The 16,630-nt window shown below is 67.9% G+C and carries 14 protein-coding genes, 1 tRNA gene and 1 pseudogene; 9 read left to right on the top strand and 7 right to left on the bottom strand.

What is annotated here, in order from left to right:
• Positions 1-637: 637 nt before the first annotated feature.
• The 3 genes and pseudogenes from K8625_RS39425 to K8625_RS44710 all read left to right on the top strand — a co-directional run.
• Positions 638-1,138 (top strand): SUKH-3 domain-containing protein, encoded by a 501-nt coding sequence (locus tag K8625_RS39425; RefSeq protein WP_223785611.1) that lies wholly within the window; start codon positions 638-640, stop codon positions 1,136-1,138.
• Positions 1,139-1,287: 149 nt separating this feature from the next.
• Positions 1,288-1,896 carry an SUKH-3 domain-containing protein gene (locus tag K8625_RS39430; protein ID WP_223785612.1) on the top strand — a complete coding sequence of 203 codons (609 nt, stop codon included), beginning with the start codon at positions 1,288-1,290 and terminating at the stop codon, positions 1,894-1,896.
• Positions 1,897-1,997: 101 nt separating this feature from the next.
• Positions 1,998-2,159: pseudogene (locus K8625_RS44710) on the top strand (nucleic acid/nucleotide deaminase domain-containing protein); the annotation flags it as partial.
• A gap of 110 nt (positions 2,160-2,269) precedes the next feature.
• On the opposite strand, the gene K8625_RS39440 reads toward K8625_RS44710, so the two are convergent.
• From K8625_RS39440 to K8625_RS39450, 3 genes are all read right to left on the bottom strand, one after another.
• Positions 2,270-3,754 carry a kelch repeat-containing protein gene (locus K8625_RS39440; RefSeq protein WP_223785613.1) on the bottom strand — a complete coding sequence of 495 codons (1,485 nt, stop codon included), beginning with the start codon at positions 3,752-3,754 and terminating at the stop codon, positions 2,270-2,272.
• 591 nt (positions 3,755-4,345) lie between these two features.
• Positions 4,346-4,444, bottom strand: a tRNA-Sec gene (locus K8625_RS39445).
• 33 nt (positions 4,445-4,477) lie between these two features.
• Positions 4,478-5,122 carry a TetR/AcrR family transcriptional regulator gene (locus K8625_RS39450; protein WP_223785614.1) on the bottom strand — a complete coding sequence of 215 codons (645 nt, stop codon included), beginning with the start codon at positions 5,120-5,122 and terminating at the stop codon, positions 4,478-4,480.
• 99 nt (positions 5,123-5,221) lie between these two features.
• On the opposite strand from K8625_RS39450, the gene K8625_RS39455 reads away from it, so the two are divergent.
• Positions 5,222-6,226, top strand: a complete 1,005-nt coding sequence (locus K8625_RS39455; RefSeq protein WP_223785615.1) for an SDR family oxidoreductase — start codon at positions 5,222-5,224, stop codon at positions 6,224-6,226.
• On the opposite strand, the gene K8625_RS39460 is transcribed toward K8625_RS39455, so the two are convergent.
• On the bottom strand, positions 6,180-7,253 hold the full coding sequence (locus K8625_RS39460; RefSeq protein WP_223785616.1) for a metallopeptidase family protein: 1,074 nt from the start codon (positions 7,251-7,253) through the stop codon (positions 6,180-6,182). The genes K8625_RS39455 and K8625_RS39460 overlap by 47 nt on opposite strands.
• Positions 7,254-7,343: 90 nt before the next feature.
• On the opposite strand from K8625_RS39460, the gene K8625_RS39465 reads away from it, so the two are divergent.
• Both K8625_RS39465 and groL read left to right on the top strand, forming a co-directional pair.
• Positions 7,344-7,700: a response regulator gene (locus tag K8625_RS39465; RefSeq protein ID WP_074955215.1), complete on the top strand. Its 357-nt coding sequence runs from the start codon at positions 7,344-7,346 to the stop codon at positions 7,698-7,700.
• 168 nt (positions 7,701-7,868) lie between these two features.
• Positions 7,869-9,512 (top strand): chaperonin GroEL, encoded by a 1,644-nt coding sequence (gene groL / locus K8625_RS39470; protein ID WP_223785617.1) that lies wholly within the window; start codon positions 7,869-7,871, stop codon positions 9,510-9,512.
• A 224-nt stretch (positions 9,513-9,736) separates the two neighbouring features.
• Here the strand turns inward: groL and sinM are convergent, their stop codons facing one another.
• Together sinM and sinK are read right to left on the bottom strand one after the other, a co-directional pair.
• Positions 9,737-10,915: a signal integration modulator SinM gene (gene sinM / locus K8625_RS39475; protein WP_223785618.1), complete on the bottom strand. Its 1,179-nt coding sequence runs from the start codon at positions 10,913-10,915 to the stop codon at positions 9,737-9,739.
• Positions 10,912-12,423 carry a hybrid histidine protein kinase/response regulator SinK gene (sinK, locus tag K8625_RS39480; protein ID WP_170300461.1) on the bottom strand — a complete coding sequence of 504 codons (1,512 nt, stop codon included), beginning with the start codon at positions 12,421-12,423 and terminating at the stop codon, positions 10,912-10,914. Before sinK ends, sinM begins: the two co-directional genes overlap by 4 nt.
• 153 nt (positions 12,424-12,576) lie before the next feature.
• On the opposite strand from sinK, the gene K8625_RS39485 reads away from it, so the two are divergent.
• Positions 12,577-12,972, top strand: a complete 396-nt coding sequence (locus K8625_RS39485; protein WP_046714599.1) for a demethoxyubiquinone hydroxylase family protein — start codon at positions 12,577-12,579, stop codon at positions 12,970-12,972.
• Positions 12,973-12,986: 14 nt separating this feature from the next.
• Here K8625_RS39485 and K8625_RS39490 read toward each other — a convergent pair whose 3' ends face one another.
• Positions 12,987-14,363, bottom strand: coding sequence for a diguanylate cyclase (locus tag K8625_RS39490; protein ID WP_223752112.1), 1,377 nt, complete (start codon positions 14,361-14,363; stop codon positions 12,987-12,989).
• A 50-nt stretch (positions 14,364-14,413) separates the two neighbouring features.
• On the opposite strand from K8625_RS39490, the gene K8625_RS39495 reads away from it, so the two are divergent.
• Both K8625_RS39495 and K8625_RS39500 read left to right on the top strand, forming a co-directional pair.
• Positions 14,414-15,229: a chemotaxis protein CheW gene (locus K8625_RS39495; protein WP_141323844.1), complete on the top strand. Its 816-nt coding sequence runs from the start codon at positions 14,414-14,416 to the stop codon at positions 15,227-15,229.
• Between the two features lie 117 nt (positions 15,230-15,346).
• Positions 15,347-16,630 carry a PleD family two-component system response regulator gene (locus K8625_RS39500; protein ID WP_223785619.1) on the top strand — a complete coding sequence of 428 codons (1,284 nt, stop codon included), beginning with the start codon at positions 15,347-15,349 and terminating at the stop codon, positions 16,628-16,630.

Genomic DNA, 16,630 nt, shown 5'->3' on the forward strand with positions numbered 1-16,630 from the left:
CGACCTTCTATTGGGGTGGCAACGTTGTATTTAGTATTTCTGATGCAGCAACAATGGGATTGGTGCCGAAGTAGATGAGCCATGGATATTGAGGATGAGCGCAGGCTTGCTTCTGAGAGGGTGGAGTTGTATCGCGCGCGGTATCGCCAGCTCGGTGATGTGTGTTTCCCTGTACAGATTGCGCTGCGCTGGGAGCAGGCTCTTCGTGTAGAGCCGGTTGATAAGATTGCCCTGAGGGAGATTGCTGGTGAGGCCAAGGGGCGGCAGAGGGAGTTTGACGTTGCTTTTTTTACATTCTGTAACCACATGGAGGCTGTGGTTGGGGACATTTGGCGTGATTCGCCCTGTCGATAGTCGTTGATGGGGCGTCCTCGATACGAACCACACGACGCGGAACTGCTTTGGCTGTTGTGCTGACCGCAAAAAATTCGGCGAGAACTGGCCTCTTCTTTAAGTCCATGTGCGAGAATTTCACTGCGGTATATGGTCTGAATTCGACATGGTGCCCCACCACGACACTTCCTCCTGGAATTCCCGATACACTCAAGCTGAACGAGCCCATAGTGCCCCAGGCAATTGCGGATTCAGGCCGGAAACAACTCTTTAAAACAAAGCAAGGGGCTGAAGAGGTGAAGCGATGCCAGGAGTGATCGGGAGCCCTGGCGAGGAGGTGATGGTGATCCTGCGAGCGGCAGGTTGGACGCCGGAACGCGACGTTCAGGTCGGGGAGGCACGAACGGTTCTGTTGCGCTTGGGTATTGCCATCCACCCTGCAGCCGAACGTGTTCTCAGGTCCCTTGGAGGGTTGACCCTATGCTCAAGCGATCATAGGTCGCTCGAGTTTGATGCGATGAACGCCATCAATCAAATGGAAATGGAGCTTCTGTCGTACGTCAGGCGGTACTTCGCGGAGTCCGCCTGTCCGGTTATGTTTGGAAACGACATGATTTTCTTTGTGTCAGAGAGTGGGAGGTGGATGGCGCTGCACGATCAGTGGACTGTGTACTACATTCTTCCTGGGCTGGACGCGGTGCTGAGGTTCGCTTTGTTCGTCGAGAATGAACTAGGACGGATGACCAGCCTCGAAGGTGACATGGTTCCGCCCGGATACGGATCTGATCCACGAATCATCGATTGAGGTTGCAGGGTGGGGCCTTCTGGGAAATGGTTGTCGCCACACGTAAGGAGGCATGTCCGAGGATTTCGATGGGCGGTGTTTGTCGGGAGGTTTTGAGAAGGCAAATGCGAAGGATTCGCCAAGCGACGCGTCGCCAAAAAAGAGGGGCCGTGGTTCCGGTGCGCGTCGTGCCGGTGCTCCGCTATGCTGTGTTTACCGGAAGCGCGATTGAGCGGTCGTGGTTTGAAGGAGACAATGAAAGAGACTGGACAGGTGAAGCAATGACAGGGGTGGTCGAAAACCCTGGTGAGGATGTCATGGTGATCTTGCGAGCTGCGGGCTGGACACCAGAACGCAACGTCCCGGTGGGGGATGCACGAGCGGCTCTGTTGCGCGAGGGTGTCACCATCCATCCTGTCGCCGAACGCGTTCTCAGGTCCCTCGGCGGGTTGACCCTGCGCTCCAAGGATGAAAGGACGCTTCGGTTTAATGCGGAGTACGCCCTTGACCAAATGGAGGTGGACCTTCTGCCGTACGTCAGGCGGTACTTCACGGAGTCTGCCTGTCCGGTTTCGTTTGGAGATGACGCGATTTACTTCGTGTCAGAGGATGGTAGGTGGATGGCACTGAGCAACCAGTGGCTTGTGTATTACATTCTCCCTGGGTTGGACTCGGTGCTGAGGTTCTCTTTGTTCGGCGAGTATGAGCTGGGGCAGATGACCGACATCGAGGGCGACATGGTCCCACCTGGGTACGGACCTCTCCGTCGAGATGAGTGAGACAGTCCGTACGGGGGGATCTGGCACTGAGCGCGAGTGCGCAGACAGGCAGGAGGACTGCCGGGTGGAGTTGCGTCGGGTTCGTGGATCTCCCGCACACTGTGTGGAGTCCCTCGGGCAACATAGGCGGTGCAGACAGCCGCTGGGGTAAAGAGGTAACGCGCATCTACACCGGGAGAGAGCCTTGCACATTGGGGTTTGCCAATTGCAAGCGAATGTTGGATGAGCGCTTCAAGCAAGTTCCCGTGACCCGTGAGGTCATCCCCCGAGCAGATCACGCCGGAGGATGGACTCAACCAAGCCCTGCTGTCAGAGAGAGCTGCGCAGGCCCGCTGCGGCGAAGGTTGACGCGGCGAGGCCGCTCACCCGGCCTTCAGCAAATCGAATCGCAGTTCCAATCGAAGAAGCACGCGCCACAGCACTCGACCTTGCCCGGCGGGCAGTTCAGGGTGCAAGGGCCACAGTCGACCGTCGTCGTGCCGCATGTATCCGCGGGCTGGATGCCACAGCGGCCTTGCCCGCATGGATCGGTCGGGGCGCATTGCTGCTGGCACTGATTCGTCCCCCCGTTGCAGATTTGCCCAGAGGGACAGTTCGTCCCGCAGTCGATTCTGCCGCCACACGTGTCGGAAATGTTTCCGCACTGGCCGGCGGCGCATGCTGTCTTGGCCGCGCAGCCCGAGTAGAGTTCGGGCGCGAGTCGTGCCGGCGTTCCCCCATCGGTCGGCGTCGTCCATCCGCCGCCGACGAGCATGGGGTCCGAGGTGCCCACGAGGGTCGCCTGGACATCCCGGCGCGCTTGGCCGAGCAGCGGCTCCGTGTAATAGGTGCCATTCGAGATGCTGTACCGCTCCACCAGGGCAATCGGCGTGCCCAGGGTGGGATGCACTCCGCCCACGATTCGCACAGCGCCATTGCCCAGCTTCACGGCCTGGTGCCCCTTGCGAGGCACGTTCGGGGGGTACGTTTGGAGCCACACGTTGGTTGCCGGCTGATACAGGTGGCCAAAAGGGGCCACTACCCCGTTGTTCCAGGTGGCGCCCACCACCAGCACGTCGACGTTGGGACTGGTACGCAAGGTGGCGGTGTGGCCGGCAGAGATCGTCACGAGGCTGTTGGCCGTGCGCGCCCAGGTGTTGGTGCTGGGGTTGTACAGCTCATGCTCCTTGCGGTTGCCTAGCAACAGCACCCGACCGTCCGGCAGCAGCGTGGCCGAGTGGCTGGAGTAGGTGAAGGAAGGCTGAGTGGTGGTCGTCCACGTCCCGGTCGCTGGGTCGAAGATCTCGGCAGAAGCGAGCCCCTGTGTCGTGGTGGGGTTGACTCCTCCGACGACCAGTACCTTTCCATTGCCCAGCAGTGTCTGCGTATGCCGCGCCCGGGCCGTGCTCATCGCCGCGACGGTGGTCCACTGCCCGGAGGTGGGGTTGTAGAGTTCCGCGCTCGTCCAGTCGCCATTCGTGGTGATGCCGCCCGATACCAGTACGCGCCCATCCTGCAGGCGCGTGGCGGCGTGGTCGTAGCGGCCCACATTCAGCTGGCCCGTGGCCTGCCATGTCGTGTTCGGCGACGCATAGGTGAACACCTCCGCGTGTCGGGTGCCGCCCGTACTGCCATTCGTGGTGCCGCCCGCGAGCAGGACTCGGCCATCCGTGAGCGCCGTCTGGGTTGCGCTCGTCCGCACCAGCACAGGAGTCTGCGGCGTGCTGAGCGAGGCCTGCTGTGTTGCCACCGCACGCTCGTCCGGAGGCGGGGTAGGGGCGGCCTTGGGAACTCCCTCCTTCGGCCCCTGGGTACACGCCACCGCCACGGCCGCGAGCAACGTCGCGACCACGGTCCCCCTAAAACTCTGCTGAAGCACGCAACCTCCCCATGCCCTGGCGAGCGCTACTGCCCCCGGGTGGCATCGCACAGGTGGTTGAAGCCTAGCAGAACATCCGATGGGCGAGCGTCATTGTTCCGGGACCTGCGCGGGCCCACTTTCCGCCTGTGCTTGGGTCGCTCGCACTAAGTAGGTCGCCAAATGTTCCTGAGCGAATCCGCGGCGGAGCGGGAACGGGCAAGGTCCCTGCATTTGTCTCGGAACTTGTGGCGACCTACTTAGGAGAGGACGGATGACGGAGTTGTCCCCGTCTCGGCTCGTGGTGGTGCGCAGGTGCGCGAGGTCCGAGCCCGCGCACGGATCGCTCAGCTCAAGCGAAGCGCTCCTCTCTCCGGCGAGCGCTGGATGGAGCAACTCGTGCTTCTGCTCCTCAGTGCCAACGTCGTTGAATGCAGAGCGTGGCGCGACGCTGGCCGGCTTGAAGGTTTTTAAGAGCGCGGCTGCGCGGGAGATGATGGGCGCGGTGCACGTGCGAGCACAGGAACGCGGGCGGCTTCCTTTGGCCCCAATCGAGCCCGGCGAAAGGGCGGGCTCCTGCTCGTGCGGTGGGGTTCCAAGTCTTCCGGGTGGTGGCGGTAGGACAGAGGAATCGAACCTCCCAGGGACATGTCTCCATGCCCCTCACCGGTTTTGAAGACCGGGCCGGCCACCAGGTCCGGAGGCCCTACCGCCTCCGATTAGTGCCGGCCACCCCCTCACCCGTCAACGCGCCCGTGCACCTCGCGCCGGCTTCAGCCCCGGCAGCCCGTGCACCAGTGTCTCCAGCAGCGTGTCCCGCAGCATCTCCGCCGTCGTCTCCTTGAACGCGGCGCACGTGAGCTTGAGGCTCACAATCCCGTGCAGCCCGGCCCACAGCATCTCCGCGAGCCTCGCGGGCTGGGCCTCCGGCGCCAGCCTCCCCGCGGTCTGTAGATCCACGAACACGCTCGCCAACAACCCGAATGAGCGCGGCCCCGCTCCATCCTGCGTGCCCTGGAAGAGCTCCGCCGACAGCTTGGGGTCTTCCATGAAGATGAGCCGGTAGGTCTCCGGATGCTCCAATCCGAACGCCACATAGGCCGCCGCCATCACCTTCAGCCGCGCCAACGGCTCGGGCTCCACCGCCGCGGGCTCCAACCTAGCCAGGAACTCCTCGAACCCCCGGATGCACAGTTCCCGGGCAATCGCCTCCCGGTTCTCGAAGTGCAGGTACAGCGTCGCCGGCGCGTACTCCACGGCGTCCGCCAGCTTGCGCATCGACAGCGCCGCGAACCCCTCCTTCACCACCATCTCTCGCGCCACCCGCAGGATGTGCTCCCGCAACTCCGCCCGCTGGCGCTCCTTCCGCTCCGAAATCCCCATACCCATCACCCTAGGACTTGACCTCCCGAACGACCACCATTAAATGAACGGCGTTCAGTGAACGGTGTTCACAAAATCTTCGCTGTTCGCGCAAGGGAGTCCGACATGGCAGGCAAGGTGGCGTTGTTCGGAGCGTCCGGAGTCATCGGCCAGAGCGTGGCCAACGCGTTGAAGGCCGAGGGACGGGCCTACCGGGTGGTCGGCCGCTCCAGGAGCTCACTCGAGTCCGAGTTCGGCGCGGACCCGCTCGCCGAAGTCGTCACTTGGAACCCGGATGACCCGGCCTCCGTCAGGGACGCCGCCCGGGGCGTGGACACCCTCATCTACATGGTGGGCGTCAATTACTGGCAGTTCCACCTGCATCCGCAGGTCATGCGAAAGACGCTCGACGGCGCCATCGCCGAGGGCGTCAAGCACGTGGTCCTCATCGGCACCGTCTATCCCTACGGCCTGCCTCGCACCACGCCCGTGCGCGACGACCACCCGCGCGAGCCAAACTCCTTCAAGGGCCGCATGCGCAAGGAACAGGAGGACCTCCTCCTCGCCGAGCACTCCGCCGGCCGCATCCAGGCCACCATCCTCCGCCTGCCCGACTTCTACGGCCCCCACGTCGAGCGTAGCTTCCTCCACCGCGCCTTCGTCGCCGCCCTCGCCGGCAAGCGCGCCCAGCTCATCGGCCCCATCGACCGGCCCCACGAGTTCATCTTCGTCCCCGACGTGGGCCCCATCGTCCTCAAACTCATGGACGAGCCCCGCGCCTACGGCCGCTCCTGGAACCTCGCCGGCGCCGGCGCCACCACCCAGCGACAGATGATCGAAGAGACGTACCGACAGCTCGGCCGCCCCGCCAAGGTCCTCACGATGGGGAAGGGGATGCTGCGCTTCATCGGCCTGTTCGACCCGTTCATGCGCGAGCTGGTGGAGATGCACTACCTGCTCACCACCCCCGTGCTCATGGACGACTCGGAGCTGCGCCACCTGCTCGGGGACCTCCCCAAGACGCCCTACGCCGAGGGAATCCGCCAGACGCTCGCCGCCATGAAGCAGCCGCGCTCGGCCACCGTCAGTCCAGCCCCCGCTGCCACAGGTCGTCCTCGTCCAACCCCATGAGGTGACCGACCTCGTGCATCACCGTGATTCCAATCTGCTCGATGAGCTCCTCGCGCGTCTTCGCGAAGCGCTCCAGGTTCTTCTGGTAGAGCACGATGGACGCGGTGAGGTGGTCATACGCGCTCGTCACGCTGCGCTCGCCCACGGGCGTCCCACGGAACACGCCGAGGATGCTCGGTGACAGGGGAGGGTCCTGCCCCAACAGGTCCTCGTCCGACGGGATGTCCTCCACCGCGATGGTGACGTTGTCCAGGTACTGCTTGGCGTGCTGGGGCAGCGCCTTCACCGCGTCCTCCACCGCGCGGTCGAACTCCGCCTCGCCCAGCGCCACCGGGGGAGGGAACTCCTCGGGCACCAGCGCCTGCGCCCGCGCGAAGCGCTTCTTCGCCTCCTTCTCGTCCCCGCGCCGCTCCGCCATCAGCCCCAGGTAGTGGTGCGCCCACGGCTCGTCCGGCATGTCCTTGAGCACCGCCTCGAAGGCGACGCGCGCGTCGTCGAAGCGGCACAGCTCGAACAGGGCGATGCCCCGCTCCAGCCTCGCGTCCACCGAGCGCGGCATGTGCCCGAGCGCCGCGTCCAGGCTCACCAGGGCCTGCTCGCACTCGCCCATCTGGTTGAGCCCCATGCCCTCCAGCAGCAGGAACTCGTAGAGCATCTCCACGTCCTGCTCGCGCTGCGCCAGGCGCTTGCCCCGCGCGCACAGCTCCAGGCCCTCCTCCACCGCCTCGCGGTCCTCGCCCGCCCGGCACACCAGGCAGTCCGCGGCGCCCAGCAGGATTTCCAGGTCCTCGGGGGCGGCCTTCAGCGCCAGGCCGAAGGCGCGACCGGCTTCCTCCAGGCGCCCCAGCTCCGCGAGGGCCGCGGCCCGGTAGTGCAGGGCCTCCGGCAGCTCCGGCGCGTCCGAAAGCAGACCCTCCACCTGTCCCAGGGCGCCCTCGAAATCGCCCGCCTCGAAGGCGTCCGCCACCGCCTCCAACCGCACCCTCGGGTCCCCCGACCCCGATGCCTTCCCGGTCCGCTTCTCCATGGCCCGGCTCATAAGAAGGCCCGCTGTGCGTTGTCAACGACAGGGGCGGCTGTTACGGTTCAGCGCCCTGTTGGTGCGGCATTCCGTCCTGTGAACATCCTTGTCGTCGACGACGATCTCGAGCTGTGCACCTTGCTCTCTCGCTTCCTGGAGATGCATGGGTACACCGTGTACTCGGCGTCCGACGCCCTCCAGGCGCTCGACATCATGGAGCGCAACGAGGTGGGCATGGTCATCACGGACTACATCATGCCCCACCTGGACGGCATCGCCTTCACGGAGATGCTCAAGGCCGACCCCCGGTTCCAGGCCATCCCGGTGCTCCTCATGACGGCCAGCACCGACGGCAACGTCACCGAGAAGGGCCTGCGCAAGGGCGTGGCCCTCACCCTCAACAAGCCCCTGGACATGGGTCAGCTTTTGACCCTGGTGCGCTTCGCCGAGTAGTCCCGGCCGCCCCTGTCCCCAGGACGCGGCGGGCCGTCCGCTCGCCCACACGTCCGCCCTTCTCGGTTGACATCGTTGCCCCGCCCCTTATGTTGGCGCTCGCCAGGGCCGAGTGCTAACGGCCTGCGTTGTACCCACAAAAATTCCAAGTAACTTCAGGAGGTTGCGATGGCAGCGAAGGAGATTTTCTTCCACCAGTCCGCCCGTGAGGCCATCCTGCGCGGCGTTCGTACGCTGGCGGATGCGGTCGCGGTGACGCTGGGTCCCAAGGGCCGCAACGTGGTCATCGAGAAGAGCTTCGGCTCGCCCACGGTCACCAAGGATGGCGTCACCGTCGCCAAGGAGATCGATCTCGAGAACAAGTTCGAGAACATGGGCGCGCAGATGGTGAAGGAGGTCGCGTCGAAGACCTCCGACAAGGCGGGCGACGGCACGACGACGGCGACGGTGCTCGCGCGCGCCATCTACGAGGAGGGCCTGAAGCTGGTGGCCGCGGGCCACAGCCCGATGGACCTCAAGCGCGGCATCGACAAGGCCGTCGAGGTGGTGGTGGAGGAGCTCAAGAAGATCTCCAAGCCCACGTCCGACAAGAAGGCCATTGCCCAGGTGGGCACCATCTCCGCGAACGGGGATGAGACCATCGGCACCATCATCGCGGACGCGATGGAGAAGGTGGGCAAGGAGGGCGTCATCACCGTCGAGGAGGCCAAGGGCCTCGAGACGACGCTCGACGTCGTGGAGGGCATGCAGTTCGACCGCGGCTACGTCTCGCCGTACTTCGTGACGAACCGCGAGCGCATGGAGGTCGTGGTCGACGACCCCTACATCCTCATCAGCGAGAAGAAGATCTCCTCGATGCAGGACATGATTCCCATCCTCGAGCAGGTCGCGCGCTCCGGCAAGCCCCTGCTCATCATCGCGGACGACATCGAGGGCGAGGCGCTGGCCACGCTCGTGGTGAACAAGATCCGCGGCGTGCTGAACGTGGCGGCGGTGAAGGCGCCGGGCTTCGGTGACCGTCGCAAGGAGATGCTCAAGGACATCGCCACGCTGACGGGCGGCATGGTGGTGAGCGAGGAGCTGGGTCACAAGTACGAGAACCTGGAGCTCAAGGACCTGGGCCGCGCCAAGCGCATCACGGTGGACAAGGACAACACCACCATCGTCGACGGCAACGGCAAGAAGGAGGAGATCGAGGGTCGCATCAAGCTCATCCGCGGGCAGATCGAGGCCGTGACGAGCGACTACGACCGCGAGAAGCTCCAGGAGCGCCTGGCGAAGCTGGTGGGCGGCGTGGCCGTCATCAACGTCGGCGCGGCGACCGAAGTGGAGATGAAGGAGAAGAAGGCCCGCGTCGAGGACGCGCTGCACGCGACCCGCGCGGCCGTCGAGGAGGGCATCGTCCCGGGCGGCGGCGTGGCGTACCTGCGCACGCTGGCGGCGCTGGAGGCGCTCAAGCCGGGCGGTGAGCAGAACTTCGGCGTGGAGATCATCCGCCGCGCGCTCCAGGAGCCGCTGCGGAAGATCGCCAGCAACGCGGGCGTCGAGGGCGCCGTGGTCATCAACAAGGTGCGCGAGGGCAAGGGCGCGTTCGGCTACAACGCCCGCACGGACACCTACGAGGACCTGGAGAAGGCCGGCGTCATCGACCCGACGAAGGTGGAGCGCACCGCGCTGCAGAACGCCGCCTCCGTCGCCTCGCTGCTCTTGACCACCGAGGCCATGGTGGCCGAGCGTCCGAAGGGCAAGTCCAAGGCCGGCGGCGCCGGCGGCGGCATGCCGGACTACGGCGGCGACGACATGGAGTACTGAGCCACGCTCCGCGCCCCGGGCTCCACGCTCGGGGGGGCGGTGGGTGAGCCGGCCTCGGCCCCGGTTGCCTCGTGTGAGGCACCGGGGCCGTTGTCTTTTGGTGGGGCAGGGGACGTGCGTCCAGGTGCCCACGGGCTCACGATGAGGGCGGGGCCGACGCGCGTCAGGGCTCGTGGTCCGCCGGGCCTCGGCGGCGGCTGGGAGCGACGCGAGGCCTGGACGTGTCAGGGCACCCGGCCGACCGCGCCCCCGGTGCCGCTCTCCTGTGAGGTGAAGAGCAGCGTGTCTCCGTCCACGATGAGTCCACCGGGGCCCGTGCCCACGGGGCCCACGGAATCCGTGGTGTTCGCCGGGCATCCGCGCACCCGGCGCAGGAAGTCCGCGTCACCGGCCACGGACTCCTTGAAGTACACGGCGCCGTGCAGCTCGACGGGGAAGAGGGGACCCTGCAGCCCGTCCGCGAGCACGCGTGCCTCGCCACCGGCTCTCGGCAGCGCGAGGACACGGCCCGTGCCGCCGCCTCCCTCGGTGATGAGGAAGCGCGAGGGCGTCAGCTCCAGCGAAGTGCCCGAGGAGATGCTCGCATTCACGCGCTCTGCTGGAGTCTCCAGGTCCAACGGGACGCGGTAGAGACCCGGCTCCGTGTTCCCCGTCACGAGGAACCACACGTCCGTGCCGTCGATGCGCGCACCACGGACCTGGGTGCCGGCGGGGCCCTCGTAGAGCACCAGTGACGAGGAGGCGCTCCCCGTCGCGTCCACCCGCACGAGCCGCCGTGCTCCCGTCGCCACCACGACGTAGTCACGCCCGGCCAACCGTCCGAGGAGGACGTCCGTCCCGCTGGAGATGACATCCGGCACCGAGGCATCGATGGGCACCGTGCCGCGCGCGCCCGTGGCCTTGTCCACGCGCCACAGTCCCGTCTGGTCCAACACGAAGAGGAACTGCGCGTTGACGGCGATGGCGTTGGGGGCAATGAAGCCCTTCGCCACCGTCGCCACATCGCCTCCCGACCTGGGGACCCGGAGGATCTGCCCGTTGCCCTCGGTCTGGCTCGGACGCAGCGAGTGCGACTCGGAGATGTAGATGTCGGTCGCGTCCACCGCGAGCCTGCGCGGATTGTTCAGCCCGGGGACGAGCAGGGATTCGCGCACCGAGGCAGGGGGCTCGCAGCTCCCCGCGTCCTCCTCGCCAGAGCCCGCATCCGGCGAGCCGGTGCCGCCGTCTCCCGTCGAGCCGCCGTCATCGGCGCCCGTTCCACCATCGTCGTCGGAACCCGCATCGCTTCCCGCATCCGAGCCCGAGTCCACGGGCCCGCTCGCGTCCGGTTCGCCCTGCACCGGGGGCTTGTCCGAGGAACACGCCACACCCAGCAACAGGACGGACAGGAGCGCGAGTCTCATGGGACGCCTTTCTTGAACGCGCGGCTCAGCTCACGGCTGAGCGCCGTGGTGTCGGACAACAACTTCGGCAGGCACGCCGCCGCCCCCGCGCGCAGCGACTCCAGCGCCGTCTCCATCGTCAGGTGCTCGGCGAGGACCACGAAGGGCGCGCCCTGCGCCAGCGCCTTGCCCAGCTCCAGCGCCTTGCGCCCATACGCCGGCGAGAAGTCCCAGCTCACCACCACGCCCGCGGGCTGCTCCAACGCGATGAGCTCCGACGTCGGGAGGATGCGCGCCTCCAGCCCCACCAGCTCCAGCGCCTCGGCGATCTGCGCCGCCGTGGTGGGGTTGTCCTCGAGCACGTCCACCCGCTTCACCTGCGTCGCCGCGCCAGGCTGGGCCGGCGGCGCCGCGAGCGTCGCGCGCAGCAGGTTGCGCACCTCGCGGATGTCGTCGAAGGGCTTGAGCAGGTAGTCCACCACGCCCAGCTCCAGCGCCTGTTGCGTCGTCACCAGCGACGGATAGCCCGTCATCAAAATCACCCGCGACGTCGCGGACAGCCGCCGCGCCTGCTGCGCCAGCTCCAGCCCCGACAGGCCCGGCAGGTTCTTGTCCGTGACGATGAGGTCCACCGGCGCCTCGCGCAGCAGGTCCAGCGCCTCCTCTCCGCTCGCGGCCTCGATGACCTCGCACTCCTTGCTCATCAGGTCGCGGAACACCATGCGGATGATGGTCTCGTCATCCACCACCAACAGCCGCTTGCGCCGCCCGGGCGCCGCCTCGGTCGCGGGGAAGAGCACCCGGAACACCGTCGCTGGCGGCGGCACGTCCCGAATCGCGCCCTGCGGCGCCAGGTCGATGCGCGCGTGGTGCTCCTGCGCGATGCGCCGACACACCGACAACCCCAGCCCCGTGCCCCGCTTGCTGGCGGTGACGTACGGCTCGAAGATGCGCTCCTTGAGCTCGTCGGGGATGCCCGGACCCCAGTCCGCCACGTACAGCACCGGCGCCGAGCCCTCGCGCGTGAGCACCACCTTCACCCGCCCGCGCCCCGACATTGCGTCGCGCGCGTTGTTGAGCAGGTTCAGCGTGAGCTGCTCGATGAGCCGCGCGTTGCCCTGCGCGAAGATGTCCTCGGGCGCCTCGACCTCCAGCGAGATTCGCGCCGAGTCCGGGTTGACGCTGAAGAGCCTCGCGGCGGCCCAGATGGGCGCGGCCAGCGACAGACGCTGCTGCGGCGCCGGTCGCTCGCTCGCCAGGCGGATGTAGTCGGAGACGATCTGCTCCATCCGCTCCACCTGCGACATGAGCAGCCGCAAGGGGCCCGTGGGGCCACGGTCCTCGGCGAGCAGCTGGGCATACGCCTTCACGCCGAGCAGCGGCTGCCGCAGCTCGTGCAGCACCTCGGCGGCGAGCTGGGTGGAGTGGAGTCCCGAGCGCTGGAAGGCCGCCGCGGCCGCGCGCGCGGCTGGCAGGTCCCCCGCATCCAGGGCCTGGAGCAGTTGGGCGAGCGGCGCGGGTATCTCCATGTGAGGAGCATGACGGAGGCGGGCGGCTCCACGCAACGCACCAGGAGGGATTCCGTTGACCGACTCCCCGGGGACGCGGATGCTCCGAGCGTTCGCCTCGCGGCCCCAGCCTCCCCTGGACTGGACGCCGCCGCCAGGCCTCGGAGGGCCTCAATGCCGCAGACCGACCCGTTCCATTCGCTCGTGCCCCGGAAGATGACCGACTCCGAGCTGGCGCGCTCCATCCGGCTCAACATCGAGGCGGAGCTGGACGCCATCAACCTCTACGCCGCCCACATCGACGCCACCGACAACGAGGAGGCCAAGGCCGTCCTCCGTCACGTCATGGACGAGGAGCGCGAGCACGCCGCCCTCTTCTGGCAGCTCATCGCCCGGTTGGATCCGGAGCAGGCTCAGCACGCCCAGGAGGCCGTGGAGAAGTTCAAGCTCATCATCTCCGGTGCCCCGCATGAGTCCGTGGAGGCGGTGGGCAAGGAAGGCAAGGGCGGCGCCGAGGCCCCCGAGCCCAGCATCGTCAAGCGCCTCACCGTGGGGAACATGCGGCCCTGAAGCTCAGGTGCCGCTCAGGTGCCGTTGCTCCCCTGGCGCCGCTCGGCCGGGGGGGCCTCCAGGTCCTGCGCGGCCATGTAGACCACGTTCCGGGTGCCGCGCTTGCCGCGGTACATCGCCCGGTCCGACAAATCCAGCAGCGTGGCCTTGTCCCGTGCGTGCTCCGGGAAGCTCGCGACACCGATACACGTGGACAGCTTGAGCGACAGCCCCTCGCGCGCGAGGAACTGGTGCGTCTCCATGGTGCGCCGGATGCGCTCGGCCACCTTGAGCGCGCCGCCCGAGTCGGTGTTGCGCAGGAGCACCACGTACTCGTCGCCGCCGTAGCGCGCCACCACGTCGTGGTCTCTCACGCAGCCCTTCACCACGCGCGCGGTCTCCACCAGGAGCTTGGAGCCGACCAGGTGGCCGTGGTTGTCGTTGATGGACTTGAAGTGGTCCAGGTCCAGGAACAGCAGGCTGAAGGGGCGCTGCGTCTGGATGGACGCCTGGACCTCGCGGTCCAGCACCAGGTGCAGGTAGCGCGTGTTGAACAGGCGCGTCAGGTCGTCGACGTACGCCAGGTCCTCCACCGCCGCGAAGCGGTCCAGGTTGCGCAGGGCCAGCGCCCAGTTGCGCACCAGGTAGCCGGCGGCCTCGGCGCCGCCGTCCGTGGCGCGCGCGTCCGAGTAGAAGAGCACCGCGTGCCCCAGCACCGTGTTCGACTCGATGGCCGGGAAGGAGCTCACGCGCTGGAAGGGGACATCCAACATCTCCGAGTCGCTGGGCGCCTTGCCGTGGAGGAGCTGCTCGCGCAGCCACGCCACCAGCGCCTCCTCGGTGCCCTCGGGGAGCCCCCGCGTGCCCTGCGCGCGCAGGCCCAGGTTCGCGTCGCGCTCCAAGAGGACGATGCCGTTGGCGTGCGCCATGGTCTCCAGCGCGCTGGTGGTGGCGACAGCGAGCTTCTCGCGGTCCAGCGTGGTGGCCAGGCGCTGTCCGGCCTCGAGCAGCGCGACGTGCCGGCGCAGCGAGGCGTTCTCCTGCATCAGCTCGCGGGTGGTGAGCGCGCGGCGCACCGCGTGCTGGAGGGCTTCGGGCGCGACGGGCTTGACCAGGTACTCCGCCGCGCCGCTCTTGATGGCGCGCACGGCGGGGTCCACCTTGTCCAGACCGGTGATGACCACCACCTCCACGCCCGGATGCCGCTCCCGCACGTGCCGGAGCACCTCCATGCCGTCGCCACCGGGGAGGATGAGGTCCGTCACCACCGCGTCGAACCGGTCCGCGGCGAGCGCCTGTCGGGCCTCCAGGAACGTGGCCACCGCCGTGACGGTGTGGCCCACGGCCGTGAGGTAGTCGCCGTAGAGGGTGCGGGCGATCTTTTCGTCGTCGACGAGGAGAATGCGCGCCATCTCCCGCATGGCTTAGCACCCCCCATGGAACGCTGCTAGGGTCGCGCCCCGTGTCGCCCTTCGAAAGCGGTCGCCGTCTCTGCTTGCTCGTCGAAGCCGGGGAGACCCGCTATGCCGTGGAAGCCACATCCGTCATGGAAGTGGCGATGCCCGGTGGCAATGGCAGCAACCTGCGAGGCGTGCTGGAAGTGAAGGACCTGGCGGCGCTGCTCGGCGGCGCGCCGGAGCCGGACGCGGGCATGGTGGTGGTGCTGGATGTGAGCCCCACGCTCGCGGTGCGAGTGCGCTCCGTGGTGGAGGTGGCGGACGTGGCGCGCGCGCCGTTCTTCCTGTTGCCGCCGGGGCTGGCGGACTCACTGGCGCCGTTGAGCCGGGGGGCGGTGCTGCACAAGGACCGGCTGTACCTGGAGCTCATCGCGGAGGCGCTGCCGCACCGGGTGGGCCCCCGCGCGACGCCTGCTCCCCCGCGCCCCGTGCACTGGGCCGAGTCCGTGCCCGAGCGGGCGCTGGTCTTCGAGTCACAGGGGCGGCTGTTCGGCGTCCCCCTGGCCTTCGTGTCCCAGGTGGTGGAGCGGGGCGAGGCTTTCAGCGTCCTGCCCGTGCAGAGCGGGCCGGTCGCCGGTATCTTCCCGCATGCCCAGGTCCTGTGGCCCATCTGTTCGGTTCCGGCACTGCTCGGCACGCCCCCCGCGCCGGAGCCGTTCTTCCTCCTGGCGGAGCTGGCGGGACGTCACGTGGGGCTGACGGCCACGCGGGTGCTCGGAGTGCTGCAGCGCTTCGAGCCGGACGAGACGGCGGGGACCTTCCGGGTGCCCGGGTTGGCGGAGCCGGTGCTGTTCCTCGACCTGCAGCGCATGTTTTCTTGATCGTCCCGGAGCGCGAACCGTAAGCTGCCAGGCTTGATACCGTGCCGTGAAGCAGGTTTTCACGGCCGGATTCCTCAACGAATTCAGGGGGTCCGACGCCCCCGAGGCCCGATACCGATGCCCAAGAATCTGCTGGTCGCCGATGACTCGCTCACCATCCGCAAGGTGATCGGCATGATCTTCGCGACCGAGGACTTTCAGGTGACCGCGGTCGACAACGGGCTGGACGCCATCTCGCGCAGCCGCGAGCTGCGTCCGGACGTCGTCCTGGCCGACGTGATGATGCCGGGCAAGAGCGGCTACGAGGTCTGCGAGGCGCTGAAGAACGACCCGGCCACGCAGGGCATCCCGGTGATGCTGCTGGCGGGCACCTTCGAGGCCTTCGACGAGAACCGCGCCCGCGCCGCCCGCGCCGACGACCACATCACCAAGCCCTTCGAGAGCCAGGTGCTGCTCGACAAGGTGAAGGCGCTGGTCGGCCAGAAGTCCAACACCCTGCCGGCCTCCGTCGCCACGCAGGTGATTCGTCCCTCCGCCACGCCCGTCGCGCCGCAGCCGGCCCCCGCCGCCGCGCCTCCCGCGGCCGCCCGTCCGGGCGTGCCGCCGGCGCCGGGCGTGCGTCCTCCTGGCCCCGGGATGCCGCCGGGCCCTGGCGCTCCTCGTCCTCCGGGTCCAGGCATGCCGCCGGGCATGGCGCGTCCTCCTGGCCCTGGCATGCCGCCGGGCCCTGGCGCTCCGCGTCCTCCGGGTCCAGGGATGCCGCCGGGTCCGGGCATGGCGCGCCCTCCTGGCCCCGGGATGCCGCCGGGCCCTGGCGCTCCGCGTCCTCCGGGTCCGGGAATGCCGCCGGGCGCCGTGGGTCGTCCGGGTGTCCCGCCTCCGCCGGGGGCTCCCGCGCCGGGCATGCCGCCGCGTCCGGGGATGCCTCCGGGGCCTGGTGCTCCGGGCATGGCCGGTCGTCCGGGCGCTCCCGGGCCGGGCATGCCGGGTGGGCTGCCCCGTCCGCCGGGTGCTACGCCGCTGCCTCCCATCGCGGGTGGTGGGGCGACGCAGCCGGCGGCTCGCAACCGGGATCCATTCGGCCTGGGGGCTCCGGCGGCGCCGGTGGCCGCCCAGCCGGCCATCAGCATCGAGGACTCGCTGCCGGACACCAGCGGCGCCGAGGAGATCTCCCTCGACATCGGTGGCCCGCCGACGGCGCCCGCTCCGGCGGCCCGTCCGGCCGCCACGGCGCGCCCGACGTCGTCGGATGGGGGCGAGGCCCTGCTTCGCGAGGCGCTGTCCAAGGCGTCGCGCGAGGTCATCGAGAAGATTGCCTGGGAGGTCGTACCGCAGCTGGCGGAGACCATCATCCGTGAGGAGCTCGAGCGGCTCATCAAGGACCGAGAGACCCAGCACTGA

Source organism: Myxococcus sp. AS-1-15 (genome assembly GCF_020037055.1).
In the GTDB taxonomy this organism is placed as follows: Bacteria; Myxococcota; Myxococcia; order Myxococcales; family Myxococcaceae; genus Myxococcus; species Myxococcus fulvus.

Coding starts and splice junctions, on each gene's coding strand:
- K8625_RS39425 (WP_223785611.1), top strand. CDS start 638: ATGCCAGGAGTGATCGGGAGCCCTGGCGAGGAGGTGATGGTGATCCTG.
- K8625_RS39450 (WP_223785614.1), bottom strand. CDS start 5,122: ATGGGTATGGGGATTTCGGAGCGGAAGGAGCGCCAGCGGGCGGAGTTG.
- K8625_RS39455 (WP_223785615.1), top strand. CDS start 5,222: ATGGCAGGCAAGGTGGCGTTGTTCGGAGCGTCCGGAGTCATCGGCCAG.
- K8625_RS39460 (WP_223785616.1), bottom strand. CDS start 7,253: ATGGAGAAGCGGACCGGGAAGGCATCGGGGTCGGGGGACCCGAGGGTG.
- groL (WP_223785617.1), top strand. CDS start 7,869: ATGGCAGCGAAGGAGATTTTCTTCCACCAGTCCGCCCGTGAGGCCATC.
- sinM (WP_223785618.1), bottom strand. CDS start 10,915: ATGAGACTCGCGCTCCTGTCCGTCCTGTTGCTGGGTGTGGCGTGTTCC.
- sinK (WP_170300461.1), bottom strand. CDS start 12,423: ATGGAGATACCCGCGCCGCTCGCCCAACTGCTCCAGGCCCTGGATGCG.
- K8625_RS39485 (WP_046714599.1), top strand. CDS start 12,577: ATGCCGCAGACCGACCCGTTCCATTCGCTCGTGCCCCGGAAGATGACC.
- K8625_RS39490 (WP_223752112.1), bottom strand. CDS start 14,363: ATGGCGCGCATTCTCCTCGTCGACGACGAAAAGATCGCCCGCACCCTC.
- K8625_RS39500 (WP_223785619.1), top strand. CDS start 15,347: ATGCCCAAGAATCTGCTGGTCGCCGATGACTCGCTCACCATCCGCAAG.